The organism is Sphingobacterium deserti (assembly GCF_000757725.1).
GTDB classification, from domain to species: Bacteria; Bacteroidota; Bacteroidia; order Sphingobacteriales; family Sphingobacteriaceae; genus Sphingobacterium; species Sphingobacterium deserti.
On the sequence record NZ_JJMU01000009.1, the window covers coordinates 38,727 to 54,388 of the forward strand.

Here is a 15,662-nt window from a genome sequence, read left to right on the forward strand (position 1 = left end):
TTTTATTCCTTTCCTTATTGATTACTTACAAAATTTGGATTCCAGATTTGGCCGTCCAAGTTAAACTGCTCGATACCTTTAAAATTCATCCAGCTATAGATCATTCTTGGCACATCCACGGTGCGCAGTACAAAATGTTCAGGATTATCTGGCAAAGTGGGGCACAAGGTGGCGGCCCTTTCCGAAAAGTCATTCCAAGCATAATTTCCCTCTAATACAAAATGCCGATTGTTGGCGGTCCTGTCGCGCAATTCAGTTCCATTATCGTCTCCAGGCCAATAACCGATCAGGTTATCGTAATAAGGATCTGAACCGGGCGTTGCCATCGTGCTGCAGTATGCTTGCTTGACATGATCCACAGTTTGTGCAACATTGTAAATCCGGATGTCCGCAATGCTGTGGCTTTGGGAGGGCAAGGCCTGGGCATAGCCTGGGGCGTATCCAAGTTGTAGGGGATCGTTTGATACGCCTTGTGCTCCTGTAATTTCACTGGTTTTATACTCAACGCCGTCTCGGAATATCGTAGCATATTGCTTCCCGCCTTGTATATACACTCGTACAATAAACGAATACCAAGTTTCTAATTCTACATCAGCGATAGCTTCAGCATCGCCGACACCGGCAACTTTAAAGCGTACAAGGCCACGTGACGGTTTACCGTCTATCGTGCCCTCGTTTGGATCTGGCACAAGCATAAAAGCCCATCCCTCTTGGCTTCCTGCTGTATTTGACCGCTTACTAAAAATAGTTTGATCAGCATTTCCATAGCTATGAACCTTTACTTTCATCTGAATAGTATATTCTTTGTTTTTCTCAATATTATAAATGGAAGCATTTTCTGCAGCAATCGTTGCCTTACCTTGGTTGCCTGTATAACGAACCGCTGAGCTCATCCAAGCCGGATCATTGGTCTGTAGTCTTTCAACTAACCGAAAAACAAATTGCGGATTATGAATAACGACAAAGTTGTTGCGTTCTGTCTCGGCGAATATGGAACCATCATCTAATTCTGGCCGCAATGTATAACGCCCCCCAGTGGAGGAAGCAACGACGATCAACCAGCGCTCGCTAATATAATTTTCTCGGGCCCGTATAGTACTAACCAGCTCGTTAAGCTGGCCGTCAAAACGGTTAAGTGCCTGAAGATATGCTTCTGAAGTGTAGCCTTGCGACAAGCCTATGTCATCCACCTCTTTATATGTAGCTACAACCACCGCTACGTCGTCCCTCGCCAATTCATCAACGGCGTTCGCTGTCACTTGTTGGTCATCGGTCAGGACTTGGTACTGATCTAAATCTGTTTCGCTTACTAAAGGAGCCAATGTCCTATTTGCTGTGATAAAAGCCGTACGAGCATTGGACTGCTGCTTTACGCGACTAAATAAAGTTGGGAAGTTTTCTAAATTCACCGGATCACCTTGGCTGACCACCTGATGTTTAGGATATTCCACTCCTGTAAGTAAGTCGGCATAGGCTGTTAATTCATCCTTATTTGCAGTGCTCACACTATTCCAGGATGTTACGCTACGTAAATACAAATCGCCCAATGTCGGCATCATTCCATAGTCCGTAGCTTGCCCAGCCACAATTGTTCCTACCCCGCCTTCCAGTACTACATAAGCCACTTTATATTGCGTTTCCTGCACCCCCGGATCCTGATATTCTTGATCGAAGGATAATCTGTTGGGAAACTCTTCATTGCAGGATAGGAAGGCAAAGACGCCCAAACTCGCTTTCCAGAAAGCCGTCCGCCATCTCTTCGGTTTGCTCGTTATTGTGTTCATAGTTGTATTTATTTAATCTTGTATAGTTAGTCGGACAATATTTCCTATGTCGCTTTTCCCATTAAACCGAGCGATAAAGCCTACCAACGTAATGGTTTTTTGGCCTAAACTATTTATTCCTTCCAAAGCGTCGTTTACTACCCCATCAAGCTTTCCGGTGTTATTATATTCTTGCGCTAGTGTCCCATCGGGATTAAGGATACACAATCCCTCCCGGGTTACATTCGCATATTTCGTAAAGCTGCCTGTGACTAAAATTAAACCATTCGATAGTTGGCGAACAAAGTTTGGCAGTCCACCTGAGAAGCCGAGGCTTCTGAATGTAGGGTCAATGGTTCCATTTTCATTGATCATAACAACCCCATTTGCCGTAGCACCGTTATATGTTGTAAACAGGCCTGTTAATAAATATTTGTCACTCGCGAGGGCAGGGATAACGGTATAGATCATGTCATTAGCTCCTGCGCCGGATTGGAAAGTGGGATCGACCGAACCATCGAAATTTAATCTTACAATATTGCCACTTATACTAGCTCCATTATAGCGATTATAACGCCCTACGACAACTAGCTTTCCATCAGCTTGCATGTATCCGTCATTGATCAAGCCTTCAAATCCCTCGTTGGCTCGGACAGGTACAACAGATTTATTTAGATTAAAGGTAGAATCCAAACGTCCGTCTACATGCATCCGCACGACCGAACCTACGGTAAAAAAATCCGTCAGCACGTTATCATAGGTAGAACGTTGGTAGAAATTGTCACTGTATGCACCGAAGCCTCCAAGCGCTGTCACGGTATTACGATAGACGAACGACCTCGTGATAGGCGAGCTTGTTCCACCGTTAAAAGTTGGTGTAACTAAGAAACTTTTTTCTGGATCGTCGGTGAGGTTTAATACTTCTACGGTTTCCGTTATTAACGCGCCCGATGGCGCTATGCGTGTGATATTTTGCACGAGATCCACCGAGTCATAATTTGTGATCGTTCCAGAGATAAGCAAATTTCCGTCGGATAGCTCATGGATATCATTTACAGAACCGTTTATAACCCCTTCACCAAAAGCCATTCCTGCTACAAATTCTCCGTTTGCTGTAATGCGGGCAAGACCATTTATAGTTGTTGAAGCTGCCGAACCATTGTAATCGGTAAACCTACCGCCTAGATATATGCTACCATTGTTTAATCGTTCTATGCTAAAAATAAATCCATTCGTGCCAGTTCCTGCGTTAAATGTCGGATCCAGAGCTACCTTGCCTAGAACTTGGCAAATAGGTCCGGGGTGAATCTGTCCGTTAACAACAATAGATGTACCTCCAGTGCTTACGTTTTCTGGCAATATAGCTGTCACAGTCGAGTCTGTTATTCGGCTAATTTGCGCTTCCATACCGTTGATCAAAAATTGCACATTCTCGCTATAATTTTCGACGCCATAGACTTTAAATGTCATCGCCGTACCTGCTCTGCCTTGACTTGGCGAAGGCAATTCGTCCGCAAAGCGAATAAGCGAACCCTCTTTGCCACCAGCATAGGGATCTGAACCATACAAGCCCGTATCATCGCAAGATGTTATGGAGATGGTAATGAGCAAGATAAATCCCATAAAGATCAAATGTTTCACTTTCATACTTAATCCTCCGTTATATAGTCTATCCCTAACTCACGCACTCGTGATATGAAACGCTCGGGCTGAAATGCGAAATAATGCCGTATGTAATTGATGACATGTACACGTCCATTGGTTGGTTTGATATTGGACGAAGCAATCATGGTATTGAGCCAACCTGTCCTTGGCTGCGCAAAATCAGGTATGTATGAAATCATCATTTGCCGGGGTCCCATATACTTTATAACAGAGCCTTCATTTACCAAATCATGATACATTACGCCGACATTAATTGGCGCTTCTATATTTAGCGTTTGATACAGTTGTCCGGGAAAAGCATACAGCGCCAATGTATCTACCTGAGGGATATCTATCAGACCATAATCTCCCCGAATCATATACTGCTCCAGGAAATAACGCCACACCTCCGGTTTTACTTCTTGAAATGAAGTAATAGTGTCCTGGCCTAAGAAATAAAGCTGTCTGTTAAGCTCTTTTATTGTTTTATTAATACTAGGGTCGGGCGGTGCGAAAAAGGTAATATCCTCATTTTGCAAAACCTCTTCCATCCCGGCGTGGCGTATCACCTGCACCAGCGTATCAAAAGGATCTATCGGCAGCTTTGCTTTTGAATCCAAATATTCCATCATATTTCCATTAAAAAACTCACTGTGGGTTCCTGAATCTTGGAAATAATCATCTCGAGCGCACGCCCCGGCTAAGATAACCGGCACGAACAAAAACAGTAATATCTTCTTCATATTCTTAATATTTTAGCGCCAATATTCGTTTAATCGCATAAAAGGATTGTTGCTTAAAGCCTTTGGATGTATAGGCCAAGTCCAAGCTTCCTGTAAAAAAACACTGTAAGGCATAGTGTGCCAGCAATACTCTGAATCCAGCAATCTCTTGGTTCGCACCAGGTCATAATAATAATGGCCTTCGCCCATAAGTTCTTTACAGCGCTCCCAAAAAATGGCATCGGCTAGATTATTGTCGTAATTGTTACTTGCAGGATATAGGCCTGCATTGGCTCGGGATCGCACCATGTTCAGTAGCGAAGTGGCTTTATCATCTTGCCCTAAGGCGGCTAGTGCTTCTGCCTGCAACAAAATAGACTCCGCCAAACGAAAAACAATTTGGTAATAGCCCACCGATTGTTCCGTATTTTCTTCGCCGAAAGCAAAATTGAAAAACTTAAAACACAGGAATGAGCCTTCTCCTTCGTACATTTCAGGGCGGCTCCGAAACCATGCTTCTATTCTGCCATCGGGTTCACTTTCTGGATAAATTTTACGCATGTAATCCGGTTCGAAGGCAGCTTCGCTATTGAAACGATCCTGATTTAATGCAAAGTAGGGGGCGTGCAGTACATGACCAACAAAATGTCGCCTATAACGTTCTATACGTTCTGTTCCGGATGGGGAATTAGGATCTTGGTAATTGGGATTCGTCGGGATTTCAAACAGACCTTCTCTAGAGCGGCCGTTAAAAATCTCTGCTGACCTTGTTATTGGCAAAAGCTCATAGGCACCTTCCTGTTGTACACCCGTCAAAATCAATTCATCACCTAAGCTGTCTACAGTCTGGTAATAGGAAACCGCATTTCCCTCTTCAAATCCGGCGCACCACATATTGAGGTGCATCATCAAGGCAAGTACTCCGCCACGATTGGCTCGTACACCTCTGTTCGTAGGGTCCTCATAGGTCCATGGTAAATCATCTTTTATCGCTTTTAGTTCCGCGATGCATCGCTTTGCTACTTCAATATGGTTTGTCCGCGGTAAAGGGTCTTGGTTATAGGCATTTGTATAATAGGGCACATCACCGAAATGGCGCAGCAATAAATAATAGGTAACACAGCGCATGAATACGGCCTCGGCCTGGTAGCGGCGAACAATATTCTCAGATATTGAAGGGTCACTTATCGCTATTTCCGGCACTTTCTCATACAGGATATTTGCTGATTGGATGACCCGATAGGCGGGTGTCCAGTCATCCATTTTGTTCCAGGCTGCTTCCGGCGCCCAAAAGGAATTTGCTCCGTCCGCCCCATCTGAAGTGAGTGCCTGCACGTTTATTAGCGTCCTGATCTGTCCTTCGGCAATCATAGGAATGTCCATTCTGTTTGGAAAACTTTGTGTTTTTACAACCGGTGAATTCCTGAAATCGCCTACTAGCATTGTTGGTCGTTCTATACCTATGCCTATGCGAAATTGTCGATAAATTTCCAACATAAAAGTTTCCGCGTCATTGATATCTTGCCAGAAATTATTACCCGATAGGCTATCTTTTGGTTCTACGTTCAGAAAGTTCTGACATCCGGTAGAAAACAGCAGCAACACTGCTATGATTTGAATTTTTATGTTCTTCATCTTCTGCAATTGTTTTGTTAGAATTGGACGCTCACTCCGCAGGTATAGCTGCGCGCTGTTGGGTAGCCGTCTGTGCGGTCGTACCCTGTTGATGTTACCAACTCGGGGTTTGGCCCAGAATAGCGCGAGAATGTTGCAACATTATTTGCGGTAAGATATACACGCATAGATGTGATGCCATATCGCTGCGTTTTCTCGCGTGGGAAATTGTAGCCCACTGTTATATAATTAATTTTAAGATAGGATCCATCTTCCATAAATAACGTCTGATTCGCTCGATAAGGCCTAATGGCCCCGAACCTTTGATAATCAAATGGGTTCGGAAAATCTGCGACATCGCCATTTTGGCCCCAAAAGAGATACTGATCGAGCGGAAGTAATGCGGCATTTTTTCGTCCAGCATCTTCGCCGAAAAGTGGACTACTGTATGAACTCATCTGATTGGCCAACGCTGCATTGATGATATCGCGACGGTAGGTGTAGGATAGCTGCGTATTTAGTGTAAACCCTTTGTAGCGTAAGCTTGTACTGAAGCCGCCAATCAGCTTCGGTTGGGAATTTCCTACCACAACGGCATCCCTATCATCTATAATATAGTCCCCGTTTACGTCAGTCCAAAATGGATCACCCGCTTTGAAATAATAGGTCTGACCATCACTTACTAGCTTAAGCGCTTCTCCATTCGCAGGGTTGATCGGAACATCGGCATCCGTCGCAAATGTCCCACGATAATTAAAAAGTACGTGTGACATACTGTTGCGCCCCAAACGATATAGTGTATGGAACCCATATTGTGGATCTCGGAGTAAAAATTCCCGATTATTATCCGGAAGCATCGTAAGCACATCTTCATTCCATGCGCCGTTCAAGGAGATGTCCCAATAAAGTTCACTATCCTGTCCTAAAGGTCGAACCATAAGATTGAATTCATAGCCGTAATTCACCATACTTACCTCATTGGTATTAAGTTTACTGAACCCGTTGTGGTCTGCCAAAGGCTTCTCCCAAAGCATATTATCAACCTGTCTATAATACAACTCTTGCGTAGTGGTGACGCGGTTGCCAAAAAGTCCAAATTCCATTGCACCACTCAATTGCGTAGTTGTAGACGGTATTAAGCGCGTGTTAGGCATCCTTTCCCAGTCGAAACCGATCGTTTGGTTGTTATTGAAGTATCCGGCATAGGTGTATCGTCCGTTTGCATCGAAAATTGTTCCTGTAGGCACTATGGTTTTGCCCCAAGATCCCCGTAAAGAAAGAAAATCTAACCAGTCAAACCTTTCTGTGAGCCAAGGTTCCTTATCCAGGTTCCAGCGTAGTGCCAGTGAGGGATTACGGCGCCAAGGAATATCAGAACCCACTACAGATGACCGATCCCAGCGGTAGGTGGCGTCAAAGATATAGCGACTGGAAAATAAGTTTATACTTGCTGTTCCCGCGAAACCTGCTTCTCGGAGCTCTGCCATATTATTGAGTATCCCCCCGAGAGCACTGCCTGCATTAAAACCGAATGGCCCTTCCAGCTGATCATTTGGGTATCCGAACTTTTGTTGCGCCTTCGCCTGAAAATCTGTTGACTTTAATTCACTAAAGACATAGGTACTGAATAAATGCGTGCCGAACTCTTTAAGATAGTTGAGTCGGGTTAGATTGTACAGGACATTCCGTTGGCTATCGTAATTATAGCTTACGGGGTTGTTGTTATTTGCGATACCAGGGGTAAAGTTATCCGTACGAGTGGAGATATAATTAAAGGAGAATTGATTACTGGCCCGCAATCCCTTTAACACTTCAAAATCCATATCTAAAGTTGTTCTTAGATCATTCGTTCGGTTATCGTTTCGTCCGGCTAAGCTGGAAATGATATCCGGGCTGACGAATGACGCACTGGGTGAGGGCAATAAGGAGGAGGCGGACGACGCTGAAGCTACGCCGCCTTGAGTGACGGAGTTTCCGCTTCCAGTTTTTTGAGACCCAAAGTTTCCAGACATTGTTGACATCACGCGAAAACGTTGCGTAGGCCGATATTCAGCATTCATATTTAGCGTATATCTGCTAAACCCTGTATTTTGTATAATCCCTCGCTCATTATAATATGCGCCATTAATTTTATAATTGTACGTCACATCGCCACCTGAAGCGTTGATGTTGTGGGTTTGATTATATCTAGGTTGATAAAATACATCTTGCCAATTGGTAGCATTGTTGTAATATGGATTTAAACTATCAGATAAGATTGGGTTATTATAGACAAGATCCCTGGCTCCCCAAACATCACCATTATTGTACGTCATAATCTGGTTTATCCGAGCATAGCGTTCATCCATCCCACCAATTGTAGCACGCAACCGCGGCGGCACACTGAGAAACTGATTGGTAGTATATTGAATAATGGGAACTTTGGACTGTCCTCTTTTCGTCGTGATGATAATGACCCCGTAAGCTCCTCGGGAACCATACAAAGCCGTCGCTGCCGCATCTTTTAATATATCAACATTCTCGATATCTTCCGGAGGGATCATCGATATGGGACTAATACCAACACCACCAGTATTGAAACCATAAGCAAAATCGGTGTTATCATCGACCTGTATACCATCTACAATGTAGAGTGGCGAGGTCGGTGTCAAGAAACCATCCATACCAGCCCCAGATTGCGAAATATTCGACAACCCCCGAATCATGACCGATGTTCTGGCACCTGGTTGCCCTGTATTCAGCTGCACATTCATCCCTGCGACCTTGCCTTGCAACATCTGCATGACATTGGAAACAGGATTGTCTTGAAGTTGACTTCCATCGATACGCACCGAAGATCCGGTCATCGTTTCTTGCTTCCGTGCCATGTAGCCCTGTACGACTACCTCTTCTATTGCATTCTGCTTTTTCGACAAATACACGTTAAAAATCAATACCTTCTTACCAGCTAGATTTTCCGTGACAGGGTTGTAACCGATGCTGTTAAATAGCAGCTGATCATCGGCAGAGACAGAGACTTTAAAGTAACCTCGCTTGTCCGTCGCCCCCACCCCCCGCTTGAGCTTGGTGGATTGTATAGAGACATTTGCGATCCCAGTTCGGTTCTCCGCATCTTGCACGAACCCAGAGACCTCAACTTGTTGGCCATAAGCAACCAAAGTGATAATTGCGGTAAGCATAGTTACTATATATTTTTTCATTGGATACGCTCAATTAATCGTTGGAAAATAATGGTGCTTCTTTATTGAAGTAAATAATTACTTCCCAGTCGCCTTGTTGATGGATCTTAAATGGGAACTCTACAAAATGTTCAGATCTAAAACCCCCTAAACCAATCCGTTCAAAAGCAAACTGAACAAACGCAAAGCCGCTTTGATTCGTGTATTTAGTGGTGACCGTACTGCTTAATGGTATGGGGTATTCCACATCATAAGTAACGACCGAGGAATCACTAGCAAAACGCTTATTAAATCCATGCAGCAATTCGTCCCATTTTGTATTGCCAAAGTGGTTTAATGATATTGGGTTTAAATCAGGATCGAACATTTTAAAGGACAACGTATTGCCCTCACCGACGCGATTAAACCAAACGTCGATGTTTTCATCAAAAAGTATCGTGCGTGTTGAATCGCCCAATATAAAAGAGTTGGATACCCCCGTTTCGTACGGCTGTTCTAGCTGTGGAACTAATCGCAAATCCCGGAAATAACGCCGCCCCCCCGTACTGCTCACCTCTACATCAAAGTAGTAGCCGGAATCAGGGAACACTTTTAATATGCTGGAATTCGCTGTCCCCCACATGGTGAACATGCCCGAGTGCTCGCCTATCTCCCACAGTGGCCGCATGGAAGTATCCCTTTTCGCTCGAATCTCTTCAGTGGAGTTTTCCTCACCCGTATACCGGCCCGTCCAAATGGATACAGGAAAAAGCTTTAATAACTCCGGCGCGGGCCTCCCATCAAATGCACGCACACTGGAAATACGGAAAGTCAAGGGCAAGGAAGAGTTTCCATTATTAAAGTTCTCGGCAAATACGGATGTTCTTCCCAAAACAGGATCGTAAGCTACGCGTGTAAAATTCATATCTAAACTGAATGCATTTAAATCCTGCGGAAAATTATTTTTACATCCATATGCCATTAGTAATACTGTTATGGCAGAGATCAACCTCAGATATTTGTTTTTCATCATATCTCTATTTATTCATTCTCGTTAAAAATTCACCAAAACCAAACTCATGGTTATTTGCCAAAATATGTAGTACCGAGTTTGAAGTTCTGATATTGACCCCTTGCGTGCTGGTGCGAATCCATTGATTGACGAAGTTTGATTCCTTGGTGTAGCTGTAGTAGACGATGGGCAGGCCTCCCCCAATAAAACCAGACGATTGCTGTTTAATTTGCTGCGCGTGCATGTTGCCGGTGTTTATTTCTGGGTATTTAACGGTTTCTACATATAAACCATCTATAAAAAGCATTTCTTCGGTCGTAATCAGTCCTCCCACGAGATATTTGCTCATTAAACTATCTAACTCGACGCTATCTACTGTTTGCAAACTCAAGGTTTCTTTTTGCTGACTGCTTCTAAGAAGATTTAAATTTGTTATGGCGAGCCGAAACGATTCATTTGTTAGCGAGAATACTGTAACATCCCCAGTTTCAATAATTTGTTTATATTCTGGCAAACGATCTAAGACAACGAGTAATGAATCGTAGAGGCCTGGTTTGGAAGCATAGTAAGCGATCGCGTCTCCATCGAAGACACTCTCTGTATTCTCGTAATTGTAGTAGCCGTCGTATTGCTTGCAAGAGATGCCTAGGATAAGCAACGACCCGAAGAAGATTCTGATTAGTAGATTTCCCATGTGTTTATGTATTAATTCCAATAGGGATTTTGTTTTAAATTTGGGTTAGCAGCCAATACTTCCGCTGCAACTGGCCAAAAAATTCCTTTCTCTGTTATCAGCGTATTGAATGCCGCATCGTCTCCTTTGATTTTATGATACCGTACTTGATCAAACCAACGATGCCCCTCCCCCATCAGCTCACGCTGGCGCTCTAAGAAAATTTCATCCAACAAGTCCGGCGATGGAGCAATTTCGGGAAGTCCTCTGTTCTTACGTAGCTGCCCAAGAATACCTCGCGCCAGCTCCTGCTCACCCAAAACGGCTAATGCTTCCGCACGCAATAATGCAATATCTTCTAAACGGGAAAACACGATTGCCGAACTGAACATTGGGAATGATCCGTCCGTAGATCCCCCGCGGATGACCTTAATCTTGCTGAAAATCGGACGTTCGCTTTGGAAATCCGTGAAATAACTTGTTACTGGAATTCCCACCGAATTGAAAGTAAACCTTAAGTCTCCTGTTTCCCGAAAGATGGAAACTATTCTATCGCGCGGTATATATATTTCAGGAATAGGTCTCGGAACCAAGGGCTCTGCAAGAGCCAACTGTTCAATATGCCCATCAAAAGATCCTTCTAACGCTGACCACTTAAACGGGAATGCGACAAGTTGAGAGTTTGTTGAGGTAAAGAAGAAACCCTCTGCGGAAGTCAGATTGCCTATCGGCACATACCCTGCCACAGATTTAGCAGCATTTGCCAACACATATTCGGAGTAAACGGAAGATTCCAAATATTTGCCGCTCCAGGCCATAAGATGTGCCAATATTGCATTGACGGATATGCGGTTAAACAATACACCGTCCCAATTCTCGAACGTAGAACCATGATAGAACTCTATAGGATAAATCTCGTCTGTAAGTGATCCATAACGAAATGGCAATACGTTTAGGGCCGCTCTCAACTCTTGCTCTGCATAAGCCAAAACAGCATTTTCCGGAGATTGCGATACTTTAGGAAAAGTCCCTTCATAAGCTTTATCCCATATAGGCACATCTCCCCATATCCGAGCCATCAAAAAATAGCAAAAGCCCTTGAGTGCTCTTGCTTGCGCCACATCAATACGCTGGTTAAGCGCTGTATACTGTTGATCAACCGCAACAATTTTTCCGGAATTCTCGATAAAAAGATTCGCAGCATTAATTACAGCAAAGAATTTGCGCCAATTGCTTAGGTTTTCTATGAGGGGATAGGAAGCCGTTAAATTGCCGGAAACCGCTTCTTGAAGATCTCGCCGACTAGAAGCCAGAAAATCACCTTGGCGCACATCGCCGTAAATCCACTGCGCGTTGTCTTGTGCCAATGCGGATCGAAGCAATCCATAAATGCCCATCAAAGAGGCACGAGCATCATTAATATTTTGCCACTTGTTTTCCTCGTTCACAATATGTTGTGAATCAACATCCAAAAGTTTATCACAGGATGCTAATGTAAAGATTAAGGCTAAAATTAACCCTCGGCCAACTGTTAGTCGAAAACCTTTCTTAGTTTCCGTTTGTTTGTATGTATCTTTCATCCTCCAAAAGATTAAAAATCCAGTTTAACACCCATTGTAAATGTTCTTGGGAAGCGTATTCCCAAACCATTGTCATATCCATAGAAATTCACAAGCTCCGGATCTCTGCCTGAATACTTCGAAAAAGTGAGCAGATTGTTACCCGTGATGTAGGCGTAGAACCGAGAAAAAGTTTGTTTACTTCCGTTTATTACATCAGTCAAATCATACCCGAGGGAGAGGCTTCGAAGTTTTATAAATGACCCATCTTCCAGAAACAGATTCTGTTCAGCTTGGTAAGGCGCAACAGCCGACCATGGATTGTACAGCGGATAGGCTTGATCATCGAAGTTCTTTTCCCAATAGGTGATGTCACGAACAGCATCCATGTCACGAGCTTCATCAGTATTGACAAAATCAAAGAATTTTGCTGCTCCCGCATTGATAATTTGACGACCGAGGTGAAAGTAAAGCTGAAAGCTGAGATCTGTACGACCGTAGGTAAACTGATTGTAAAACCCGCCCATGTATTTAGGCATAATATTTCCCATCAAACGCCGATCCTGATCATCGATGTTGTAATCACCGTTTACATCCTCCCATATTGGATCTCCGCTTCGAAAATTTGTTCCGCCATTGTAGGTTAACGGTCTGCCATCCTGCGGATGTTTAGGCACATCCGCGTCTTGCAAGAAAATGCCTTCATTATTTAACAACCAAAAACGATCAATGCGCTCACCAACAATAAGCTTTCTTTCGCCCAAGATTATTTCCTGCAGATCACCAGGCAAAGCGGTCAGCTTGTTATTATTGTAAGCGATATTGAAAGATGCTATCCAACCAAACTTTTTTGATTCGTCTTGCGGGAGATTTACGCCAACCGTCAAATCAACACCGGAATTTCGGACGCTCATGCCATTGAGAACCTCATAGCGATAGCCCGACTCAGCAACCGTGGGCACCGTGGTCGCGATATCCTGCGTATGCCGATTGTAATATTCTGCCGCAATTGTAAACTTACCGAGGAAGCCTGCTTCCAAGCCAACATTCGCCAGATCATTATATGACCAAGGAAGATCGTATCCTACCCAGCCAGTATCATATGGGCGATTTATCGTACCCACACCGTTGTATGAAAACATCGACCTATTGCCATCCCAGCCCAATCCTGACGTGTAGTATGGTCCGGCAGCTTCTCTATCAGAAAAAGGGATTATAGCCATGCGTCCATAAGAGGCGGTCAGTTTCAGTTGCTGGAGGAAGTCGGCCTCAAAATGATAGTTGAAATCATATTCTCCATTGAAATTAAAGGAATTGAACCATCTACTGTTGGGCTGAACGGCGGACGAGCCATCACGGCGTAAAAGAGCAGCAAGCTTGTACTGATTTGTCTTTCCATAAGTTAGCCGTCCGTAAAATGACATCAATCGCTGATAGGTGCGATCTGCATAATAATATGGAATAAACCCTACTGAGCGCAGGTAATTTTCATCATTGGAATTACCATTTACGACATTGACCCTGATAAAATCGTTTGGCCCCCTGTACCCCACTCCATAGTTATATTTTTGTGCATCTGTCTGGTAGTTCATCCCTGCCTCAAGGAGGAGATTGGTATTGTCTGAAAGACGATGGTCATACGTCAAGATATTATCAAAGGCCATCCGTTCGTTGTAACCGAAGTAGTTTGACACATAGTTATTGCCATCCATCAAGGTCGATGGCCAGAAAACATCGCGTTTGTTTTCATTGTAATCAATAGAAAAGCGTGGTGAAAAATTAAGGTTCTTTAATAGTGCAAAATTTACCATGACCCGTCCAACCATACTGTTGTTCACATTGTCATCTATTACTTTATCATATTCGTTTAAAAATAATCCATACATATCTTTATTTGGAGCCAATGGCGTAGACATATCAGGAAAAAATCGAGTTTCCGCGAAGCGTTCGGATAACGATCGGTTCCTATCGCGATTCAGCCGGGACATTTGAAGCATACTGGAGATAGTGAGCCATTTGACAGGCAACATATTGACATAGAAGGCCGTTTGGTAGCGTCCGAACTTTGTGTCATCCGCTCCGCTCGCGTTGGTGGTATGCCCAGCAAATACACGAAAATTTGAGCGTGCACCACCGCCAGAAAGGCTAGCATTTGCTGAGACAAGTGGTGTTACCTCGTAATATTCGTCTGTCCAATTTGATGGACCGTAAAAACTAGTGTTAGAGGAGTCGCTCAGATATGCGGGGAAAGCATCCTGTTGCTCAGGGCTACTATACCTATTATAAAAAACCTGTCTAAAGTTCTTCTCGTATTCGGCATTAATTGTGGTCAGCGTCGGGGTTCCAGTAAACCCGGTATACGCATTTACAGTAAGGCGCCGATTCCCTGGCCTTGCGTTTTTTGTTGTAATATATATGGCTCCATTCGCTGCCCTAGGCCCGTAGATACCTGCAGTGCTGTAATCCTTCATCACCTTGATGGACTCAATGTTATCCATATCGACGATGGTCTGCAAACTCGTCGCTGCGCCGATAGGTTGCAATGCATAATCCTGTATGTCGTATACAAGAGTCGGATCTTCTATGAGCGGTACACCATCCAGGATAATCAAAGGCTTGTTTTTAGCTATATCATAAGGCGTGAAAACCGGATGGCTAAGTCCCCTAATAATGACAGCCTGCTGTACCGTGCCCGGCTCTCCAGATGTTTCCTGCCCATACAGGCCAGCAACAGCTCCCTTTAAGTATTGTGGCAATGCTATAAAAGGAAACCTAGAAATCGCCCCAATGTATACACTGTCCTTCCCCATGTGGGGCTTAGTAGGATCGACGTTGTAGTGAACGATCACGTCGCTTTGATCGATGCTGTCTTTTCCTACCGTATCCGACGGTGCTGACAGGACAGTCGGCTTGCTTGGACTACCTTTTCCTATCGTATCTTTTTGGAAGAATGAGGTCGACTGTACATCGCCAAACATCATCTTTATCTTTCCGTCGGCGTGTGCCTCAGCCCATGTTCCGAGACTAAATATGCATATGACAAGCATGACCGCGTAATGATAAAAATATTTCATAACCTGATTGAGTTAGCTTTATTAAATTAGCGCCGGTTTAACGTTTTGCCCCCGGCAATATGGTTAGCTTATGCGCAAAGAAGAACATAAGAATTGTAAACAATCAATTGCTACATGCTATTTGCAAGGGCCATAACAGCTGGCCCTTGCAAATATAGCGGGACTAAACACCGCAAAATTCCGGCAATTTACCGAGAACCATCAATCCCGAAGTGTGGTTATATCTATTGCGGGCGCGGGCAGATTTTTATTAGCAATAGCGGTATACGTTTCCGCAGATGCTCGAAGCCCCCATTTTCTGAAAAACTCCGTTAAATTTTCGCCCGACACATCACAAGCGCTAGTCATAAAATAAGCCATCTTTTGATCGTCATTCGATAACGTAGGTTTTTCTATACGGCATTTTTTATGCAATTCTTGGTAAAAGCTGTCTCCATAGGCTA

At 43.9% G+C, this 15,662-nt stretch carries 10 protein-coding genes; all 10 read right to left on the reverse strand.

The annotated features are described in order from the left end of the window. Positions 1-14 precede the first annotated feature (14 nt). Entirely contained in the window at positions 15-1,784 is a 1,770-nt protein-coding gene (locus tag DI53_RS02905) for a LamG-like jellyroll fold domain-containing protein (protein WP_052071997.1), read from the reverse strand. A gap of 12 nt (positions 1,785-1,796) precedes the next feature. Beyond that, positions 1,797-3,410, reverse strand: coding sequence for a DUF5008 domain-containing protein (locus tag DI53_RS02910; protein WP_037495177.1), 1,614 nt, complete (start codon positions 3,408-3,410; stop codon positions 1,797-1,799). Between the two features lie 2 nt (positions 3,411-3,412). After that, entirely contained in the window at positions 3,413-4,150 is a 738-nt protein-coding gene (locus DI53_RS02915; RefSeq protein ID WP_037495179.1) for a fasciclin domain-containing protein, read from the reverse strand. Between the two features lie 12 nt (positions 4,151-4,162). Continuing rightward, positions 4,163-5,764 carry a RagB/SusD family nutrient uptake outer membrane protein gene (locus DI53_RS02920; protein WP_037495181.1) on the reverse strand — a complete coding sequence of 534 codons (1,602 nt, stop codon included), beginning with the start codon at positions 5,762-5,764 and terminating at the stop codon, positions 4,163-4,165. A gap of 17 nt (positions 5,765-5,781) precedes the next feature. Then, positions 5,782-8,943 (reverse strand): SusC/RagA family TonB-linked outer membrane protein, encoded by a 3,162-nt coding sequence (locus DI53_RS02925; protein WP_052071998.1) that lies wholly within the window; start codon positions 8,941-8,943, stop codon positions 5,782-5,784. A gap of 13 nt (positions 8,944-8,956) precedes the next feature. Then, positions 8,957-9,934 carry a DUF5007 domain-containing protein gene (locus DI53_RS02930; protein ID WP_241462360.1) on the reverse strand — a complete coding sequence of 326 codons (978 nt, stop codon included), beginning with the start codon at positions 9,932-9,934 and terminating at the stop codon, positions 8,957-8,959. Positions 9,935-9,938: 4 nt separating this feature from the next. Further along, positions 9,939-10,607: a hypothetical protein gene (locus tag DI53_RS02935; protein WP_037495183.1), complete on the reverse strand. Its 669-nt coding sequence runs from the start codon at positions 10,605-10,607 to the stop codon at positions 9,939-9,941. 11 nt (positions 10,608-10,618) lie between these two features. Beyond that, positions 10,619-12,166, reverse strand: coding sequence for a RagB/SusD family nutrient uptake outer membrane protein (locus DI53_RS02940; protein WP_037495185.1), 1,548 nt, complete (start codon positions 12,164-12,166; stop codon positions 10,619-10,621). An 11-nt stretch (positions 12,167-12,177) separates the two neighbouring features. Continuing rightward, positions 12,178-15,219: a SusC/RagA family TonB-linked outer membrane protein gene (locus tag DI53_RS02945; protein ID WP_052071999.1), complete on the reverse strand. Its 3,042-nt coding sequence runs from the start codon at positions 15,217-15,219 to the stop codon at positions 12,178-12,180. A gap of 201 nt (positions 15,220-15,420) precedes the next feature. Next, on the reverse strand, positions 15,421-15,662 hold a 242-nt coding region (locus DI53_RS02950; RefSeq protein WP_037495186.1), incomplete at its 5' end, for a M60 family metallopeptidase.